Source organism: bacterium (assembly GCA_026414725.1).
Lineage (GTDB): Bacteria > Ratteibacteria > UBA8468 > B48-G9 > JAFGKM01 > JAAYXZ01.
On sequence record JAOAIL010000001.1, the window covers coordinates 127,283 to 144,859 of the forward strand.

Consider the following 17,577-nt stretch of genomic DNA (forward strand, 5'->3'; position numbering starts at 1 on the left):
ACAATAAAGTCCTTTATGTCCTCTTTAATGCTTCTTTTATTACTTCCTCTATACTCAATCTTTTCTCTGTCTCTTTTATAATCCTTCCTACAACACTCACAGCATCCTTTCTCTTATATCCCAGTACAATAAGTGCCTCCACCGCTCCTGTAAATACCTCCATCTCTGTCTTCTCTTCTTTACCCGGCAGAACAGGAAGTTTTTCTATTTTTTGCTTTAGTTCAACAATCAGACGTTCTCCTGTCTTTTTACCAACGCCAGGGACCTCTGTAAATACAGCAATATCTTCAGACAGTATTGCCTGATATAATTGTTCTGTTGTAAGCCCTGAAAGGATTCTTAAAGCCACTCTGGGACCTACACCTGGTACAGAAATAAGCATAAGGAATGCATCCCTTTCCTTTTCTGTAGCAAATCCGTATAGTTGAATTTCTTCTTCCCTTATAATCTGATATGTAAAAAGTCGTAAATTTTCTCCCTGTTCTCCTATGGTGCGCGATGTTTCAAGTGAAACACTCACTATATATCCCACACCATTATTATCTAATACCACACTGGTCGGTGATTTAGAAATCAGTTTACCTTGAATATAATAAATCATATTCTTTCCTTCTCTGTAGATATGCAACAGCAACTGCTACAGCATCACTCTCGTCAGTGTTGTTAAATTTTGTATAACCTGTTATATGTTCTAACATAAACTGGACCTGTTGTTTCGTTGCTATTCCGTTACCCGTAAGACATTCTTTCACTTCTGCAGGTGGTATCAAATGAAATGGAATGCCCTTCCTCGCAGAAGAGGCAATAATAAGACCTGTTATCTGTCCGATTTTTAAAGCAATACGGGCATTTTTACCAACATATATCTCTTCAATCACAACCATATCGGGTAAAAATCTATCAAGGATTTTATCAATATTCTCTATAAGATTTATAAGTTTCTGGTAATAAGGGAGAGACATATTTGAAATTATTATTCCTGTAGATACTACTTTAACATCCTTACCTTTGTTTTCAATAAGACCGTAACCCACCCGGTTAACAGCAGGATCAAACCCCAATATCTTCTCTGTCATCTTATCATTATTATGAAGAGACCGCATTTACTATCTCATCGGGTATGTCAAAATTTGCATAGGCACCCTGCACATCATCATGGTCTTCAAGTGCTTCAAGAAGTTTCAATACCTGTTCTGCGGTTTTACCTTCCACTCTTACAGTATTTTTGGGTACAAATGTAATAGTTGCATCATTTATCTGTATATTTCTGTCACTAAGTGCTTTCTTCACACTATCAAAATTTTCAGATGGGGTGGTAATCTCATAAATATCTCCTTCGGTCTTCATATCTTCTGCTCCTGCCTCAAGTATAATTTCAAGAAGTTCATCCTCTTTTGCTTTATCTTTGCTTACAGAAATCACCCCTTTTCTTTCAAATATCCAGGAGACACTTCCCGCACCACCCAAATTACCATTGTGTTTGGAAAATATGGACCTTATCTCTGATGCACTTCTATTTTTGTTGTCGGTTAATACTTCCACATATACAGCCACACCTCCTGGGGCATAACCCTCATAGGTAACCTGTTCTAACTGTACACCACCCTCTTCTCCAAGTCCTTTCTTAATTGCACGCTGGATATTATCATTAGGCATATTAAAACTTTTTGCCTTATCAATTACCATCCTCAACCTCGGGTTGGTATCAGGATTACCTCCCCCTGTCTTTGCTGCCATCATTATCTCTCTAATGAGTTTGGTAAACATCTTACCGCGCTTGGCGTCTGTCGCCATCTTCTTATGCTTGATACTGTGCCACTTTGAATGTCCTGACATAAAAACCTCCTTACTCTTTTTTTAGTTTTTCCCAGAACTCTTTTGCACTTACATTCTCAATGAACTTCCTGAACTCTTCTGCTTCTTTCTTAGTTATGGGCTTATCAAGCTTATTTGCTCTGATAAACTTTTTCCCTTCATATGCCTTTACTATTTCTATATCTGTAAGAAGGGCTTCATCAACAAATATTGATGCTTTAAACCTTAACGCAAGTGCAATACCATCACTGGGTCTACAGTCAATATCCTTTATCTCACTCTCTTTTTTCAATATCAGCCGTGCATAATATATACTCTTTTTTAATGTATATATCTCCATACGGAATAGTTCCCAACCAAAATCTACTATAATATTTTTCATCAGGTCATGTGTAAGTGGTCTGGGAAAAGATGCTTCTTCTATAGCAACAAGGATGGACTGTGCCTCAAATATCCCTACAACAATTGGTAATACTTTCCCTTTTGCACTCTTTAATATAACAACTGGCGAGTAATCAACAAGATTAAAGATAATACCTTCAATCTCTACCTTTTCCATTATTGTTTCGCTTCCCTTTCTCTTTTTCTCTCTTCTATTATTTTTGTTGCTATATGGTTAGGGACCTCTTCATAATGTGAAAATGCCATTGTATATGTTCCACTTCCACTTGTTATTGACCTTAACTCATTGGTATAGTTTGACATCTCTGCAAGTGGCACCTGTGCTTTTATTGTACTGGCTTTACCTGTAGAAATCATATCAAGAACCCTGCCTCTTTTTGCATTAATGGTACCTATGATATCTCCAACAAATTCCTGTGGTATACGGACTTCTACATTAACGATTGGTTCAAGAAGTACAGGATTTGCCTGCTGCAATGCCTTCTGTAAAGCAAGACTTCCGGCTATCTGAAAAGCAATATCAGAGGAATCAACTGTGTGGTATGTGCCATCGTAAAGACGAACACGGATATCAACCACAGGGTATTGAGCAAGAACTCCTTTTTTCATCGCTTCTTTTATCCCTTTCTCTACTGAAGGGATAAATTGTCTCGGTATAGCACCTCCGAAAATCTCATCCACAAATTCAAAACCAGTACCTCTCGGAAGTGGTTCTACCTTAATAAAACAGTGTCCATACTGCCCTCTTCCTCCTGTCTGTTTCTTATGTTTCCCTTCGGCATCTGCAGTAGTTGTTATTGTCTCCTTATATGCAATTTTAGGTATCCCTTTTTCTACCTCAACACCAAACTTCTCTTTAAATTTATTCACTACTATATCTATATGAAGGTCTCCCATACCTGATATGATTGTCTCTCCTGTCTCTTCATCTCTGAAAACCTTGATGGTCGGGTCTTCCTCTACAATTCTTCCTATTGCATTACCTAACTTATCTTCAGTCCCTTTCACCTTTGGTTTTATAGAATAAGATACAGCCCCTTCAGGTACAGGATAAACAGGTATCTTAACAGGGTTTGACGGTTCACAGAAACTATCAAATGCCTGAGCACTTGAGAGTTTCGCTACTGCAACTACATCCCCAGGATATGCTTCAGACACTGGTTCCTGTTTCTTACCCTGAACCCTTAATAATTGTCCTACCCGTTCTTTTGTATTTTTCGTTATATTAAAAAACTGAGAGTTTGACCTGAGTATCCCAGAAAAGACCCTGAGATAAGAAAGTTTTCCTGCAAACGGGTCCAGTATGGTCTTTACAACGATTCCTGTTAGAGGTCCATCTTCTTTCCTTTCAATCAAACCTTCCTGCTCATTCTGCAATACTTTTATAGGAGGCATCTCAGTAGAAGATGGTAAATACTTAAAAAGGAAAGAAATAAATGATTCTATCCCTATCTGACTTATAGATGCCCCAGAAAATACAGGAACAAGTTTCCTCTCAGTAAGTCCCTTTTTTATATATGTGGCTATATCTTCTGAAAATATGTCTGCTCCTTCAAGATATCTTTCCATTAATGCATCATCCAGTTCAGCAATTACATCCATCGCTTGCTGGAAATATCCCTGTAAAATAGTGTCTTCTCCACTTTTCTTATCAAGAATGTTAGCCACTCCTTTTATCTGCCCATCTTGATATAAAGGGACTGTAATAGGAAGAAGATTTTTCCCTAAAAAAGATGTTAATTCTTTCCATATACCTTCAAAAGAAACATCAGGGGTATCCAGTTTATTTATAAAGATAATTGTGGGCTTTCCCTTTTCTCTTAGCATCTCCCATAACTTTTCAACACCGGTGCTTATTCCTTCGCTGGCAGATATAACGAGCACCGCTATATCACAACCCTCCAGTCCTGAAATCTGTTCCCCTATAAAGTCCATATAGCCGGGTGTATCAAGAATATAAAGAATATCATTACCTTTCTTTATATAACCGACTGAAAGGTTAATACCCATCTGTCTTTCTATCTCTTCTTTATCATAATCCATTGTAGTGGAAGTTCCATTAACACCACCAAATTTTTCTATCATTCCCGTGCTGTAAAGCATCGCTTCTACTAACAATGTCTTCCCTGATTTGTTTGGTCCAAATATACCTATGTTATAAACCTTCCCCATTTTTCCTCCAATCAAAAATTAAAAGTTTTATCTGTGATAATTTTATTATATCAGATTTTTAATTGATATGGAAATAAAAAATGTCTCTGGCAACACCTACTCTCCCACATCCTTGCAGATGCAGTACCATCGGCGCTGAAAGGCTTAACGGCCGTGTTCGGGATGGGAACGGGTGTTACCCTTTCGCCGTGGTTGCCAGAGACGTATACATTATACCCTTAAAAAAATACCCTGTCAAGATTAAAATTTACCGTTAATATTTTAAAGTATTTTTGCCCATAAAATTAATATATCTTTTACACCTGTATCGGTTGTTGATAATCTCTTTATCTCTTAATTATTTCCTACGGTAGAATAATTTTTTGATAGTAATAATTAGTACTAATTGACCTGTTGTTAAATATAATCTTAACAGCAGATTGGTTGAGATAAAAAGAGTTATTTCTTAGAGCAAGTAGCCGGTCAAACTTTTTATATTGCTGTGGGAGAATAAGATAATCATATCTTACGGAAGAAAGTTTTTTCATTACACCCTTTGTCTTTTTTACATCTTCAAAATATGCAACTTTTATATTTTCCCCTCTAATCTTTTCCGCGATATACTCCCCAACATAAGGTGCAATAAGGATAGCATTCCCTTTTTCTTTGATAACATATGTTAGCATTCCATTTTCTTCCCCTATAAATTCTACTTCAAATTCTCTTAAAGAAATATCTTCCCCTTCAGACAGGAATTTAAAAAGATAAGGATATGTGTTGTAATAATATATTTTCAGATAAGGATAAGCAAATGCTTTTTTAATTCCCTCAGGTTCATATACTTTTATATTAAATTGCTTTTTAAGTGTATTGAACGTTGCAGTATGATTAAAAGAAGAGGTTGTGTAAAAAAGTGTAATATTATCAACGTTATATTTTTTAAGTAAGGGAATAACTGTTTCTTCTAACTCACTGGTCTTATAGTGGTCCGCAAGAAAACATACAGAGTCGTTTCCCTCCAGATAAACAACAGAAGGTCTGGTAAGGGATAGAAAATAAATAACTCCTTTTTCCTGTTTACCTTTATGTAAAAGATTTAAAGTTAATGATATAAAAATAATTGAAATAAGTCCTGCTGTAATTTCCTTTTTTCTCGGTGAATATAGAAGCAGTAAGAAAAATATATAGAAAGTAATAATCAATGGTATTGAAAATGATATAACTACAGGTGGTGATATAGAAGCAGAGAGTGTAATACCCCTGATAAAAAATGTTAAAAGAAAACGCAATATATAGAAAAATAAAGGGATGATAAAAGAAACAAAGGAAATAATGAGAATAATACCTGCAAGTGGAACAAAGAATATATTATTTATCAATCCTGCAGGATAGAAGTATCCAAAATGGTAAAGTAAAATTGGAATTACTGATATCTGTGCAGATAAACTGGTAAGGATAATACTTTTTAGATAGTTTCTTTCAGTAAGTTTGAATCTTTTCCAGAAAAGAACTATACCGAGTGTTGCGAGGAAAGAGAGATGGAATGAAACATCATAGATATTGTACGGATTGATAACCAGAAGAAAAAAAGCAGCCGCTATAATAGAACTTATAATATCTATGTCCCTTTCAATCAATTCCCCTAAAAAGAAAAGGGAAACCATAAGAACAGCCCTTAAAACAGGAACCTTGAAACCTGTAAGACATGCATAGAACCATAAAAAGAAAAGGGCAAGAGAAGGGAATAGTTTAGGATGTCTATTATTCACTTCTGCAAATGGTATAAATATAATTTTAAGAAAGAGAAGTATAAATACGATATGTAATCCTGAAATGACAAGTAAATGGTACGTCCCGCTTTTTATTCCTGCTTCTCTAAGAAACTCTGGAATATGTTCACTCCCTATGGTAATTGTTTTAAGAAGTTCTTTCTCTTCGGGAAAGTATAAAAATACCGAATCAATTTTTTTTATGATTGCCAGCCGTATCTTATAGAGAGATAACAGAAAATTTCTTTTTTCTTTAACAAAAATGTTATCCGCCTTACCTTCAAGATAAATGCCTTTTCTTTGTAAATATCTACTGTAGTCAAACCCTCCAGGATTTAAAGGAAGTGGAATCTGCTGGAGTACGAGGTTGTTCATTGATAGATATGAACCCGGAAGATAGTAAAAGTGTTTAATATCCTTTACCTTCAGCAGAATCCTGCCTGATACCCTGTATTGTATGCCAGACATTTCTATTACATCCATATCTACAACATACTCTGTGGAAAATGGGTAAGTCCTTGAAGAAATAATCATCCCTTCTGCTTTATCTATACAGTTACATTTGTAGTTAAGAATATGATGAGAAGGAACCTGTATGTGAATGTATGTGGTAATATAACCGGTAATAATTCCGAGGGAAAAAAATAAAATCCGTCTATTTTTCAGTATAAAAATAAACGGTATTGCAAAAAGTATATATATGATTTGCCAGGGAATAGAATGTAGGGTAAGAAATATACCTGCAATAAGTCCTGTAAAAATAATGATAAGTGATAAAGATACCATAACGACTATACCCAGTAAATTGTGCTATTCTTCCAGCCACGTTCCTTTAAAAGAGGTAAGGATATTTCCTTCAAGATAGACCTCTGTAAGTTCCTTATTGAAATAAACAGTAAGTATCTCCCCTGACCTTGATATTACCTTTACTGGAGGTTTTACCTTACCTTTGAGAAAACCTGCTATAGCACCTGCCACACTCCCCGTTCCACATGATAGTGTTTCTGCCTCTACTCCCCTTTCATATGTCCTTATTTTTACTGTATCTTTTCCTGATATCTCTATCCAGTCAACATTTGTTCCCTTCGGCTTAAAAAGTTTGTGGTGTCTTATCAAAGGTCCTTCTCTTTCTATATCTACATTTTCTATGTTCTCTGTAAATATTATTGTATGCGGCACCCCTGAATTTATAAAACACCCTGTTACCACCTTTTTACCGAGAGGGATTCTTATATCTATTTCTGGTTTTTCTATAATTTTTATCTGTGCCTTTACACTTTTCCCATTTACACTTCCATTAAGAATGCCCGCACCTGTCTCCACCTTAAGATAACTTTTCTTTACAATACCCTGTCTTACTGCAAATAACATTATGCATCTAAGTCCATTACCACACATCTCTGCCTCACTGCCATCAGGATTAAAAATTCTCATCCGGATATCAGCAACATCTGACTTTTCAATAAGAAGCATCCCATCTGCACCTATTCCAAATTTTCTATTGCAGAGTTTTATAGCGAAATTTACCCTGTTTTTAATTATTCCTTTTCTGTTGTCTATCACCACAAAATCATTTCCTGAACCCGCCATTTTAAAAAATTCCATCTTTTCATCCTCCTTAATCAAATTTTCATATTCTAACTTCTCTGTTAAAGGGTTGTCAAAAAGGATAGTTTGCGGTAAACTGATAGAAGGGTAAAAATGTTAGACGGAGAAAAAGAAAGATACTTCAATAAGAAGGTTGTTCTTGATACCTCTACAAAATGGGTATATATAGGGACATTGAAGGAAGAAGACAACACTTTTTTCGTATTAGAGAATGCAGATGCCTTTGATGTATCAGATACATCCTTGAGTAAACATGAATATCTAATGATGGTAAAAAAAGATGGAATAGCACCTAACAGAAGAAAAGTTTATGTATTTAAGAGAATCGTAACAGGTATAACTCTTATAGAGGATATACTTACGAAATAAGTTAAAAATATAATGAAAGAATACGGTAGTGCAATACTTTTAGGACTTCTGTCAGGACTGGTATTATATTCTGTTATTGGCTGGATGTTTACAAAGCAAAGTCCAGTGGGCAGGAAATATCTAATACAGGTTGTATTTTTTCTTGTTATACTCATTCTGTCATTAATACTAATAATCCCGGGAGGTATTCTGCAATAGGTTATGAGTAGTTTTATATATTTATGCGCTAAAATTTTGGGTACCATCCTTTTTAAACTCTTTTTCTGTATAGAGGTTAGAGGAAAGGAAAATCTAAAAGATATAGGCAACTCCTGCATTATTGCCTCAAATCACCAGAGTTATTTAGACCCGCTTATATTAGGACTTGCTTTCCCCCGTCGTTTAAAGTATTTTTCTAAGAGAGATATGTTTTCTATTCCATTTCTTTCTTTTTTAATAAAACACTTGGGCGCAATCCCGATAGACAGGGATGAGATGTCTTCTATGACGATGAGGCAGGGTATAAATGTATTAAAGAAGGGTAACTGGCTTGTAATATTTCCTGAAGGAACAAGAAGTAAAACTATGGAACTTTTAGAACCAAAAGAAGGTATAGGATTTCTACATTATAAAACAGGCATCCCAATAATCCCTGTTTACATCTCTGGTTCAGGAAAGGCACTACCTGTTGATGCCAAATGTATAAGAATTACAAAAATAAAGGTATCTATAGGGAAAAAGATACAAATAGAGGGAAAGGATTATAAATATATAGCAGAAAAGGTTATGGATGCAATAAAAGAATTAAAAAAGCAATGAAAAAAATTTTAGTTGCAAAGAATATAGGATTTTGTTTCGGAGTTAGACGGACAGTGGAGATGGCAGAAAGATTACTTAAACAATATGGAGATGTTTACAGTATTGGAGATATTGTCCACAACCCACTGGTAATGGAAGAACTAAAATCAAATGGGCTTAAGGTTGTAAAATCGTATAAAGAAATAAAAGGAAAGAGGTTTATTGTCCGTTCCCATGGAATAGGGCCAGATACGTTTAAGTATCTCCAGACAAAAGGAGTAAATATCTTTGATGCCACCTGTCCTTCCGTAAAGAAAATCCAGTCTCTGATAAAAACACTGGACAATCAGAAATATTTCATTATAATAATAGGGGATGCAAAACATCCAGAAGTAATAGGACTGAGAAATTACGGACGGCACACTCTGATTTTTAGTAACAGTGGATTTCCGAAAAAAATAAAGAAATTAGAAAAAGTGGCTGTAATAGGACAGACCACCCTTTCTTTTGATGATTATCTAAGAAAGGTAAGATATCTTAAAGAACAAGAAATTGCTAAAGAGTATGTTATATATAATACTATATGCAAGGTAACAGGAGAGAGACAGAAAGAGGCAATAGACATAAGTAGAAATGTGGATTTAGTGTTGGTTCTCGGTGGAAAGCATAGTTCTAATACAGCAAAACTTTATGAAACAGTTAAAATGCACAATAGAAATGTTTTTTATATTGAAAAAATGGATGATATCTATAGTGTTAACCTTTCATGTGTTAACTCTGTAGGTCTTGTATCAGGGACATCAACCTCTGATGGTTTTATAGAAGAGGTTAAAAAATATATAAAAGAAATAATGGAGGTGTAGGGTAATGGTAGAAAAAATTGATGTAGGAAAATTATTAGAAGAAAAGATAGCCGGTTTTAAACCGGGCTCACTCATTAAAGGCAGAGTTGTGAGGATATTAGATGAGGAGGTGATAATAGATATAGGGTATAAATCAGAAGGCAGTGTATTGAAAGAAGAATTTAAGGGAGATGAGGTTCATGAGGGAGATGAGGTTGATGTTGTTGTAGAATCACTTGACCCTGATGAACACGGTTTTGTCCCCTTATCAAAAGAAAAAGCAGATGTGATTCTTAACTGGGAAAAAATTGAAAGATGTTCTGAGACAGGAGAGTGGATAGAAGGGACGGTTTTCAGAAGTGTTAAAGGTGGATACAGGGTGGATATTGGAGTTATTGCATTCTTACCTTCTTCTCAGGCAGATATAAATCCTTTAATAAATCCATCCTCTCTGGTTGGTATGAGGTCTAAGTTTAAAATCATTAATCTTGACTCTATGAGGAAAAATGTTGTTGTTTCAAGACGAAAATATCTTGAGGAAGAGAGAGAAGAAAAAAAGAAAGAGTATTTTGACAATGTCCATGAGGGACAACTGGTTACAGGTACCGTCAGGAATATAGTGGACTATGGTGCTTTTATAGAACTGGATTATGGTATTGTTGGACTTCTCCACATCAATGATATGAGCTGGGGAAGAATTAGTCATCCTTCCCAGATGTTGAGCACAGGTCAACAGGTAGAGGTTGTGGTTTTAGATGTGGATAAGGAAAGACAGGTTCTATCCTTTGGTCTTAAACAGAAAACACCAAATCCATGGGATAACATTGAAGAGAAATATCCTGTGGGCTCTATAGTTGAAGGTAAGATAGTCAATATAACTGACTATGGTGCATTTATCAAAATAGAAGAAGGTATAGAAGGACTCTTACATATATCAGAACTTTCATGGACAGGAAGGATTAAAAAACCGTCAGATGTCGTTGCAATGGGAGACACTGTCACAGTTCAGGTAATAGATATAAAGAAAGATGAGCAGAAGATTTCCTTCAGTTTGAAGAGTTTAGAACCAAACCCCTGGCCTGATATAGCGAAGAAGTATCCGGTTGGCAGTATAGTAAAAGGTAGGGTGTATAACATTACTGATTTTGGTGCATTTGTTGAACTGGAGCCAGGGATAGATGGACTTCTGCATATTTCTAATCTTGGAGATGCATCTGTTAAACATCCATCGGAGGTTTTAAGAAAAGGACAGAAGATAGATGTAATGGTTCTTGAGATAGACCCTGATAACAAAAAAATCTCATTAGGAATTAAGCAGATAGAAGATGTACGTGATAGTAGAAAGGACGAGGAAATCAAAGGAGGAGATGATGAGAGTACTGATAGTAAATAACTATGAAGAGATGTCAAAAAAGGCAGCAGACATAGTTGCAGAGATTGTAAGAAAGAAACCGAAATGTGTCCTCGGGCTTGCAACAGGCAGTACCCCTGAAGGGTTATATGCAGAACTTGTAAGGCAACACAAAAAAGACGGACTGGACTTTTCAAAGGTTACTACATTTAACCTTGATGAGTATTATGGATTATCGGGAGATCATCCTCAGAGTTACCGCTATTTTATGAATGAGAAACTTTTCAATGGAATAAATATAAAGAAAAAAAACACATTTGTACCTGATGGGACAGTTCCAGTTAAAAAGATAGAAAAATTTTGTAAAGAATATGAAGAAAAGATAAAGAAAGCAGGCGGTATAGACCTTCAGGTGCTTGGCATTGGAGGAGATGGACATATCGCCTTCAATGAACCGGGTTCATCTCTTTCTTCAAGAACACGGTTGGTTGCTCTGAATGAACAAACAATAAAAGACAATTCAAGGTTTTTCAAAAGTATTGACGAAGTTCCAAAGTATGCTCTTACAATGGGAATTGGTACTATCCTTGAAGCAAAAGAACTTTTGTTTCTCGCAAATGGTGAAAAAAAAGCAGAGGTTGTGGCGAAAGCACTTGAAGGGCCTGTAACATCCTCTATTACCGCTTCTGCTTTACAACTACATCAAAAGGTAACAGTTATTATAGATGAGGCAGCAGCATCCCGATTAAGCAGAATTTCTTTCTATAAATTTGTAGCAGAGGCAGAAAAAACAATCGGGATGGCTCTATTTTAAAAATGGGACTTAAAGAGATTTTTATTGAAAAAGCAAAAAGGTCTTGTAAGAAGATTGTACTGCCGGAAGGGACAGATGAAAGAATCCAGAGGGCAGCAGAGATACTAAAAAAGGAAAATATTGCAACACCTGTTCTTATAGGCAAAGAAAAGGAGATAATATCTCTCGCATCTCAACAGGGGATAGATATCTCTGATGTGGAAGTTATAGACCCGATAACATATCCTTATCTCCCTGAACTCGTATCTCATTACTCGGAGACAAGAAAGGTCAAACAGAGTATTGCAGAGCGGATACTTAAAAAAGACCTTGTTTTTGGCGGTATGCTACTTGCCACAGGTAAGGTAGATGGTATGGTAGCAGGGGCTGCCAGTACCACAGCAAGTGTAATACAGGCATCCGCACTCACTGTAGGTTATGCTAAAGGAATATCAACACCTTCCAGTTTTTTTATTATGGAACTCACTGATGGCAGAGTCCTTTTTTATGCTGATTGTGCGGTGAATATAGACCCTTCTGCACAGCAGTTAGCAGAGATAGCGATCTCCACCTCCCGCAGTTTCATAAAAATAATGGGGCAGCAATGTAAAACAGCACTTCTTTCATTTTCCACTAAAGGTTCTGCTTCCCATCCCTTTGTAGACAAGGTGCAAAATGCGGTTGGTCTTGCGAGAGAAATCGCAGATAAAGATATACTTATAGATGGAGAATTTCAGGGTGATACAGCACTTGTTGAAGCAGTTGCGAAAAAGAAATTAAAAGAACCTTCACCTGTAGCAGGACAGGCAAATGTTCTTATATTCCCTGATATTGATGCAGGCAATATCGCTTATAAACTTACACAATACCTTGCCGGTGCATCTGCATTTGGTCCTGTACTTCAGGGGTTTGCAAAGCCGGTAAGTGACCTTTCAAGAGGGGCAAAAACAGAAGATATAGTAATAATTTCTGCTATAGTTTGCTGTCTGGGATAAATAAAAGCAGCAAGATTAAAAAATCAGTAAATTCTGTGCATTGAAAAGATTTTTAAAAGTGTTTTATAGTTTTGTTTCTTGGATTTAGAGTTTCTCAAGGGGGTTTTTATGAATAAGAACATCGTCATCGGTGTCTCTGGTTCTATTGCTGCCTATAAGAGTGCAGAAATTATAAGGGAATTAAAAAAGAAAGGATGGGATGTTCAAGTAATTCTTACTAAAGAAGCAACACATTTTATAACTCCTCTTACACTTTCTGTTCTATCAGGTAGACCTGTATATACAGAGATGTTTGAGATAGAAAATTTTGAAGAAGACCATATATCTGTATCTGAATTTGCTGATATTATACTGGTTGCACCGGCAACAGCAAATATTATAGGTAAGGTTGCATCCGGTATCTGTGATGACCTTTTAACCTGTGTAATATCTGCTTTCAAAGGACCTGTTGTTTTTGCTCCTGCAATGAATGAAAATATGTGGTTGAACTCTATAACACAGGAAAATGTTGAAAAACTTAAAAAATATGGTTATCATTTTATTCCACCTGAAAAAGGACTTCTGGCATCAGGGAAAGAGGGAATAGGACGGTTAGCCGATATTAAAAAGATAATATCTTTTATAGAAGAAAAGGTAAAGGAGAGGTAAAATGGGCAAAAGTTATCCACTTATACCTAAGAAAGTCCCTTATATAGAAACAAAGTACAGAAGGATAAAGACAGAAATACCTGTACCAGAATCAATCCCGGTACTTGAAAAACTAAGAACCTATGAACCAATTTCAATGAGTGGTCAACCACTCGTTGTCTGGGACCATGCGGAAGGGATGAATGTCTATGATAATTATGGCAATAAGTGGCTTGATTTTAGTTCTGGAGTTCTTGTTACTAACGCAGGACATTCTGCCCCTGAAGTCCTTTCTGAAATAAAAAGAATGTTAGAAAAACCCTTACTTCATAACTACTGTTTCCCTTCTGAAATAAGAGCAGAACTTGTAGAAAAAATTGCTTCTGTATCTCCTGAACCACTAAAAAAGGTTTTTTTACTCACCACAGGTGCTGAAGCAGTTGAGTGTGCCTTTAAACTCGCAAGAACATATGGGAAAAAGAAGAATAAAAAAGTAGTAATATCCTATGAAGGTTCTTTCCATGGAAGAACACTTGGGGCTCAGATGCTCGGTGGATTAACTGGTTTAAAAGAATGGATAGTTAACCCTGACCCTGATATACATCACATGCCATTTCCAGGAGAACCGAGATGCAAAGATAGAAGTTTTGACTTTTTTGAGAAGAGATTGAAAAAGTTAAATATAAATCCTAAGGATGTATGTGCTGTTATATCAGAGACATATCAGGGCGTAAGTGGTGCACTTATGCCTGTGGAGTATGCTCAAAAACTCAGGAAGTGGTGTGATGAACATGGTGTACTCCTAATATTTGACGAAATCCAGGCCGGATTTGGAAGGACAGGAAAGATGTTCGGGTTCATGCACTACGGGATACTTCCAGATATATTCTGCTTGGGTAAAGGAATAAGCAGTTCACTTCCCATATCAGCGGTTGTTGGGAAAAAAGAATATATGGACCTTTATGAACCAGGGACAATGACAAGTACCCATACAGGGAGCCCACTGTGCTGTGCTGCTGCACTCGGTAGCATAAAAACAGTAGAAAGATATAAACTTGTAGAAAATGCTGAAAAAATGGGAAGAGTATTTGAGGAAGAACTTACAAGGATATATGAAAAATTTGACTGTGTTCAGTTTTTATGTGGAAAAGGACTTGTATGGGGACTACAGATAGGTAAAAAAGGGACTGAAACGCCTGACCCTAATACTGCTTTTGAAATTGTTGGCAGATGTGTAGAAAAAGGGCTATTGCTTTTTGCTCCTGTAGGACTTGGAGGTGGCACAATAAAGATAAATCCACCTCTCATTATCAATGAGGAAGCAATAAGAGAAGGATGTTCTGTAATTACGGAAGCAATAGAAGAGGTAACAGGATGAATATAAAACAGGCAGTTGAAAAAAATTTAAAAGAATCAGTAGATTTCCTTAAAGAACTTATAAAAATTCCGAGTATATCTGGAGAAAGAGAAGAACAGGCACAGGAGTTTATAAAAGATAAGTTTAACCAGTTTGGAAAAGTTAACCTTATCCCTGTTCCAGAAGATATCAAGAAAGACCCGGAATATACTTTAGCAGAAAAAGAACTGGATTACTCAAAAAGGAAAAACCTTATCCTTGAACTTCCATCATCAGGTGAAGGAAGGTCTCTTATTCTTAATTCACATATAGATGTGGTTCCTGCAAAGACATGGGATGATGCTTTTTCTCCTGTAGAAAAAGATGGTTTTATATATGGTAGAGGTGCCTGTGATGCAAAAGGACAGATTGCTGCAATATATCTTACATTGCTTACATTGAAAGAGATTGGAGTAAATCTTAAAGGGAATCTTATTGCTCAGTCAGTAATAGAGGAAGAGGTAGGTGGTAATGGAGCACTTGCGCTTATCAGACAGGGTTATAAGGCAGATGGTGTTATAGTTCTTGAAGCAACAGGTTTGAATATATGCCCTGCAAACCGTGGTGCTGTCTGGTATCGTCTGGAAATTAAAGGTAAAAGTGTTCATATGGGCAGAATTACAGAAGGGGTGAATGCCATTGAGAAAACATGCCATTTGATGCACCGTATGAAAGAGTACGAAAGACGATTGATAGAAGAGAGTAAAAATGTCCCTCTCTTTGAAAAATATAAACAACCGGTACAGGTAAATTTTGGTACTATAAGAGGAGATGGTTGGCCATCTATGGTATGCGGTTATGTTGTCCTTGAAGGAGGTGTGGGATTTTTACCTAATAAGGACCTTGCAACAATAAAGAAGGAACTAAAAAGAGTTATAGAAGATTGCGGTGACCACTGGATTATAAATAACTATAATCTCTCATTTCCTAAACTACACAATGATGCTTATGCTATACCCCCAGACCACCCGCTCGTGGAGATAATGAGAAAATCAGCAATAGATTCAGGAACTATACCTGATGTGGAGGGTTTTATAGCCAGTTGTGATGCACGTCTTTTTAATAAAGTGGGGAATATGCCGGTAGTTGTTTTTGGTCCGGGGAAACTTGAGGATGCCCACTCAGACACAGAGAAGATAAAAATAGAAGAGATAAAGACAGCAGCAGAGATTCTTACATTAACAGTAATTAACTGGTGTAATAACTCATAGTTAATATAGCAATTTTATGAAAATTTACCATTGAGACAACTCAGATTGTAAATTTCATATCCCGCTTATTATTCAAATATTTCTTAATTATGAGAAAAACTCACTTCAAAGAGATTATTTCTGAGAAACTGCGGTGGTTGAATTATAGAAAAAGAAATGGTAAAATTTCCTTAAAAAGGAAGGTACTATGGCTATAAAAAAATATAAAGATGTGGTATGCAGAATGTGGTTGAAGAAAGAAACAAAAAATAAGGTGGATAAAGACGGAAAAACATATTATTTCTGCAGTCCTGCCTGTAAAGAGAAGTTTGAGAAGGACACAGAAAAATATCTTAAACTCGTTGGATAATGAAAGAAATACCTGAACTTGTCGTTCTTGATGTTGAAACCACAGGTCTTGACCCTGTTGAAGGTAGAATAGTAGAGATTGCATTGATAAGAATAAAAGAAGGCAATGTTGTAGAAAAATTTGTCACTTTATTAAATCCTGAAGTAAAAATCCCTCCTGAGGTCTCTTTCATACATGGTATAAAAGATGAGCAAATTAAAGATGCTCCACTCTTCAGAGATATTGCAGAAAAGGTCCTTGAGATTATAAATGGGAGAACAATCCTTGTCCATAATGCGGACTTTGATATACCATTTTTAAAAAAAGAACTGAATCTATGTGGATTGGACCTTTCAGAAATAAAAGTTATTGATACTCTAGCAATAGCGAGGAACTATTTCTGTTTTCCTAAAAATTCTTTATCTACAATAGCACTATATTATGAAATTGATATATCTGGTTATCATAGAGCTGAAGCAGATGCGATGATTACATATAAGGTTTACTGCAAACTTATAGAGGAACTTAATAGAAAAAATAAATTTGACAAAAATATACAGGTGTGAAAAAATAGGTTGTTGGCAGGACATAGATGAAACAGATTTATTTTATAGTAAGAGGAGTAATAAAGAGATTTTACGAACCCCCCATAATGGATTTCTATTCAGATGGGCAATACCTTAAATCTGTTTAAAATATATGGTCTCATTTATTACCCCCTGTCTACAGGAAGTCCTGGAAAGTAAGACTTTCTGTATATTCAGGGGTTGAAGAAAGGAGGGACGAAGGATGGCGAAGGAAAGAGGTAAAGTGAAGTGGTTCAATAATGCCAAGGGATATGGTTTTATTGAACGAGAAGGCGGAAAAGAAGATGTCTTTGTTCACTATTCCGCTATAGTCGGAGAAGGATACCGCACTCTTCAGGAAGGTGATACTGTAGAGTTTGAAGTTGTATCCAGTGACAAAGGACTTCAGGCATCAAAAGTAACAAAGGTATAAATCCATACCAATCCGGATATAACCTGGCATAGATGCCATTCCTGTATAGATTGAGAATCGTACAGTAAAAGAGGGGGAGGGTTTTACCCTTCCCCTCTATCTCCCTGCTGTGTAAAACCTTGCAGGGAATGAATAAGGAATCAG

The 17,577-nt window shown here is 36.1% G+C and carries 20 protein-coding genes and 1 rRNA gene; 13 read left to right on the forward strand and 8 right to left on the reverse strand.

Annotated elements, in window-relative coordinates:
* Positions 1–13: 13 nt before the first annotated feature.
* From ruvA to dapF, 8 genes are all read right to left on the reverse strand, one after another.
* Positions 14–601, reverse strand: a complete 588-nt coding sequence (gene ruvA, locus N3D17_00635; GenBank protein ID MCX8081901.1) for a Holliday junction branch migration protein RuvA — start codon at positions 599–601, stop codon at positions 14–16.
* Complete coding sequence (gene ruvC / locus N3D17_00640) at positions 579–1,103, reverse strand: crossover junction endodeoxyribonuclease RuvC (GenBank protein ID MCX8081902.1); 525 nt, start codon at positions 1,101–1,103, stop codon at positions 579–581. Before ruvC ends, ruvA begins: the two co-directional genes overlap by 23 nt.
* Entirely contained in the window at positions 1,087–1,836 is a 750-nt protein-coding gene (locus N3D17_00645; protein MCX8081903.1) for a YebC/PmpR family DNA-binding transcriptional regulator, read from the reverse strand. The genes ruvC and N3D17_00645 overlap by 17 nt, the downstream gene beginning before the upstream one ends.
* A 10-nt stretch (positions 1,837–1,846) precedes the next feature.
* On the reverse strand, positions 1,847–2,374 hold the full coding sequence (locus N3D17_00650) for a bifunctional nuclease family protein (protein ID MCX8081904.1): 528 nt from the start codon (positions 2,372–2,374) through the stop codon (positions 1,847–1,849).
* Positions 2,374–4,389 carry an elongation factor G gene (gene fusA, locus N3D17_00655; protein ID MCX8081905.1) on the reverse strand — a complete coding sequence of 672 codons (2,016 nt, stop codon included), beginning with the start codon at positions 4,387–4,389 and terminating at the stop codon, positions 2,374–2,376. Before fusA ends, N3D17_00650 begins: the two co-directional genes overlap by 1 nt.
* 84 nt (positions 4,390–4,473) lie before the next feature.
* Positions 4,474–4,589, reverse strand: a 5S ribosomal RNA gene (rrf, locus tag N3D17_00660).
* 144 nt (positions 4,590–4,733) lie between these two features.
* Entirely contained in the window at positions 4,734–6,923 is a 2,190-nt protein-coding gene (locus N3D17_00665) for a ComEC family competence protein (GenBank protein ID MCX8081906.1), read from the reverse strand.
* Between the two features lie 24 nt (positions 6,924–6,947).
* On the reverse strand, positions 6,948–7,742 hold the full coding sequence (gene dapF / locus N3D17_00670; GenBank protein MCX8081907.1) for a diaminopimelate epimerase: 795 nt from the start codon (positions 7,740–7,742) through the stop codon (positions 6,948–6,950).
* A gap of 96 nt (positions 7,743–7,838) precedes the next feature.
* On the opposite strand from dapF, the gene N3D17_00675 reads away from it, so the two are divergent.
* The 13 genes from N3D17_00675 to N3D17_00735 all read left to right on the forward strand — a co-directional run bounded on the left by N3D17_00675 (position 7,839) and on the right by N3D17_00735 (position 17,433).
* The gene (locus N3D17_00675; protein MCX8081908.1) at positions 7,839–8,114 is read left to right on the forward strand and encodes a hypothetical protein; all 276 of its coding nucleotides are present in this window, start codon (positions 7,839–7,841) and stop codon (positions 8,112–8,114) included.
* Positions 8,115–8,126: 12 nt separating this feature from the next.
* Positions 8,127–8,312: a hypothetical protein gene (locus tag N3D17_00680; GenBank protein MCX8081909.1), complete on the forward strand. Its 186-nt coding sequence runs from the start codon at positions 8,127–8,129 to the stop codon at positions 8,310–8,312.
* Between the two features lie 3 nt (positions 8,313–8,315).
* Positions 8,316–8,912: a 1-acyl-sn-glycerol-3-phosphate acyltransferase gene (locus N3D17_00685; protein MCX8081910.1), complete on the forward strand. Its 597-nt coding sequence runs from the start codon at positions 8,316–8,318 to the stop codon at positions 8,910–8,912.
* Complete coding sequence (gene ispH, locus N3D17_00690) at positions 8,909–9,754, forward strand: 4-hydroxy-3-methylbut-2-enyl diphosphate reductase (GenBank protein ID MCX8081911.1); 846 nt, start codon at positions 8,909–8,911, stop codon at positions 9,752–9,754. Before N3D17_00685 ends, ispH begins: the two co-directional genes overlap by 4 nt.
* A 4-nt stretch (positions 9,755–9,758) precedes the next feature.
* Positions 9,759–11,126: a 30S ribosomal protein S1 gene (locus N3D17_00695; GenBank protein ID MCX8081912.1), complete on the forward strand. Its 1,368-nt coding sequence runs from the start codon at positions 9,759–9,761 to the stop codon at positions 11,124–11,126.
* Positions 11,104–11,898: a glucosamine-6-phosphate deaminase gene (gene nagB, locus N3D17_00700; protein MCX8081913.1), complete on the forward strand. Its 795-nt coding sequence runs from the start codon at positions 11,104–11,106 to the stop codon at positions 11,896–11,898. The genes N3D17_00695 and nagB overlap by 23 nt, the downstream gene beginning before the upstream one ends.
* Before the next feature lie 2 nt (positions 11,899–11,900).
* On the forward strand, positions 11,901–12,872 hold the full coding sequence (pta, locus tag N3D17_00705) for a phosphate acetyltransferase (protein ID MCX8081914.1): 972 nt from the start codon (positions 11,901–11,903) through the stop codon (positions 12,870–12,872).
* A gap of 108 nt (positions 12,873–12,980) precedes the next feature.
* On the forward strand, positions 12,981–13,520 hold the full coding sequence (locus N3D17_00710; protein MCX8081915.1) for a phosphopantothenoylcysteine decarboxylase: 540 nt from the start codon (positions 12,981–12,983) through the stop codon (positions 13,518–13,520).
* A gap of 1 nt (position 13,521) precedes the next feature.
* Positions 13,522–14,877, forward strand: coding sequence for an aspartate aminotransferase family protein (locus N3D17_00715; protein ID MCX8081916.1), 1,356 nt, complete (start codon positions 13,522–13,524; stop codon positions 14,875–14,877).
* The gene (locus N3D17_00720) at positions 14,874–16,106 is read left to right on the forward strand and encodes an ArgE/DapE family deacylase (GenBank protein ID MCX8081917.1); all 1,233 of its coding nucleotides are present in this window, start codon (positions 14,874–14,876) and stop codon (positions 16,104–16,106) included. The genes N3D17_00715 and N3D17_00720 overlap by 4 nt, the downstream gene beginning before the upstream one ends.
* A gap of 187 nt (positions 16,107–16,293) precedes the next feature.
* Positions 16,294–16,455 carry a YHS domain-containing protein gene (locus tag N3D17_00725; GenBank protein MCX8081918.1) on the forward strand — a complete coding sequence of 54 codons (162 nt, stop codon included), beginning with the start codon at positions 16,294–16,296 and terminating at the stop codon, positions 16,453–16,455.
* Positions 16,455–17,000: a 3'-5' exonuclease gene (locus tag N3D17_00730; GenBank protein MCX8081919.1), complete on the forward strand. Its 546-nt coding sequence runs from the start codon at positions 16,455–16,457 to the stop codon at positions 16,998–17,000. Before N3D17_00725 ends, N3D17_00730 begins: the two co-directional genes overlap by 1 nt.
* Before the next feature lie 223 nt (positions 17,001–17,223).
* The gene (locus N3D17_00735; protein ID MCX8081920.1) at positions 17,224–17,433 is read left to right on the forward strand and encodes a cold shock domain-containing protein; all 210 of its coding nucleotides are present in this window, start codon (positions 17,224–17,226) and stop codon (positions 17,431–17,433) included.
* Positions 17,434–17,577: the final 144 nt, after the last annotated feature.

What these genes read in the sequence shown, in the direction of transcription:
- N3D17_00730 (MCX8081919.1), top strand. Translation starts at nt 16,455, where the DNA reads ATGAAAGAAATACCTGAACTTGTCGTTCTTGATGTTGAAACCACAGGT.
- fusA (MCX8081905.1), bottom strand. Translation starts at nt 4,389, where the DNA reads ATGGGGAAGGTTTATAACATAGGTATATTTGGACCAAACAAATCAGGG.
- N3D17_00735 (MCX8081920.1), top strand. Translation starts at nt 17,224, where the DNA reads ATGGCGAAGGAAAGAGGTAAAGTGAAGTGGTTCAATAATGCCAAGGGA.
- ruvC (MCX8081902.1), bottom strand. Translation starts at nt 1,103, where the DNA reads ATGCGGTCTCTTCATAATAATGATAAGATGACAGAGAAGATATTGGGG.
- pta (MCX8081914.1), top strand. Translation starts at nt 11,901, where the DNA reads ATGGGACTTAAAGAGATTTTTATTGAAAAAGCAAAAAGGTCTTGTAAG.
- N3D17_00665 (MCX8081906.1), bottom strand. Translation starts at nt 6,923, where the DNA reads ATGGTATCTTTATCACTTATCATTATTTTTACAGGACTTATTGCAGGT.
- N3D17_00685 (MCX8081910.1), top strand. Translation starts at nt 8,316, where the DNA reads ATGAGTAGTTTTATATATTTATGCGCTAAAATTTTGGGTACCATCCTT.
- N3D17_00680 (MCX8081909.1), top strand. Translation starts at nt 8,127, where the DNA reads ATGAAAGAATACGGTAGTGCAATACTTTTAGGACTTCTGTCAGGACTG.
- N3D17_00650 (MCX8081904.1), bottom strand. Translation starts at nt 2,374, where the DNA reads ATGGAAAAGGTAGAGATTGAAGGTATTATCTTTAATCTTGTTGATTAC.
- N3D17_00715 (MCX8081916.1), top strand. Translation starts at nt 13,522, where the DNA reads ATGGGCAAAAGTTATCCACTTATACCTAAGAAAGTCCCTTATATAGAA.
- ispH (MCX8081911.1), top strand. Translation starts at nt 8,909, where the DNA reads ATGAAAAAAATTTTAGTTGCAAAGAATATAGGATTTTGTTTCGGAGTT.
- dapF (MCX8081907.1), bottom strand. Translation starts at nt 7,742, where the DNA reads ATGGAATTTTTTAAAATGGCGGGTTCAGGAAATGATTTTGTGGTGATA.
- ruvA (MCX8081901.1), bottom strand. Translation starts at nt 601, where the DNA reads ATGATTTATTATATTCAAGGTAAACTGATTTCTAAATCACCGACCAGT.
- nagB (MCX8081913.1), top strand. Translation starts at nt 11,104, where the DNA reads ATGAGAGTACTGATAGTAAATAACTATGAAGAGATGTCAAAAAAGGCA.
- N3D17_00725 (MCX8081918.1), top strand. Translation starts at nt 16,294, where the DNA reads ATGGCTATAAAAAAATATAAAGATGTGGTATGCAGAATGTGGTTGAAG.
- N3D17_00720 (MCX8081917.1), top strand. Translation starts at nt 14,874, where the DNA reads ATGAATATAAAACAGGCAGTTGAAAAAAATTTAAAAGAATCAGTAGAT.
- N3D17_00710 (MCX8081915.1), top strand. Translation starts at nt 12,981, where the DNA reads ATGAATAAGAACATCGTCATCGGTGTCTCTGGTTCTATTGCTGCCTAT.
- N3D17_00695 (MCX8081912.1), top strand. Translation starts at nt 9,759, where the DNA reads ATGGTAGAAAAAATTGATGTAGGAAAATTATTAGAAGAAAAGATAGCC.
- N3D17_00675 (MCX8081908.1), top strand. Translation starts at nt 7,839, where the DNA reads ATGTTAGACGGAGAAAAAGAAAGATACTTCAATAAGAAGGTTGTTCTT.
- N3D17_00645 (MCX8081903.1), bottom strand. Translation starts at nt 1,836, where the DNA reads ATGTCAGGACATTCAAAGTGGCACAGTATCAAGCATAAGAAGATGGCG.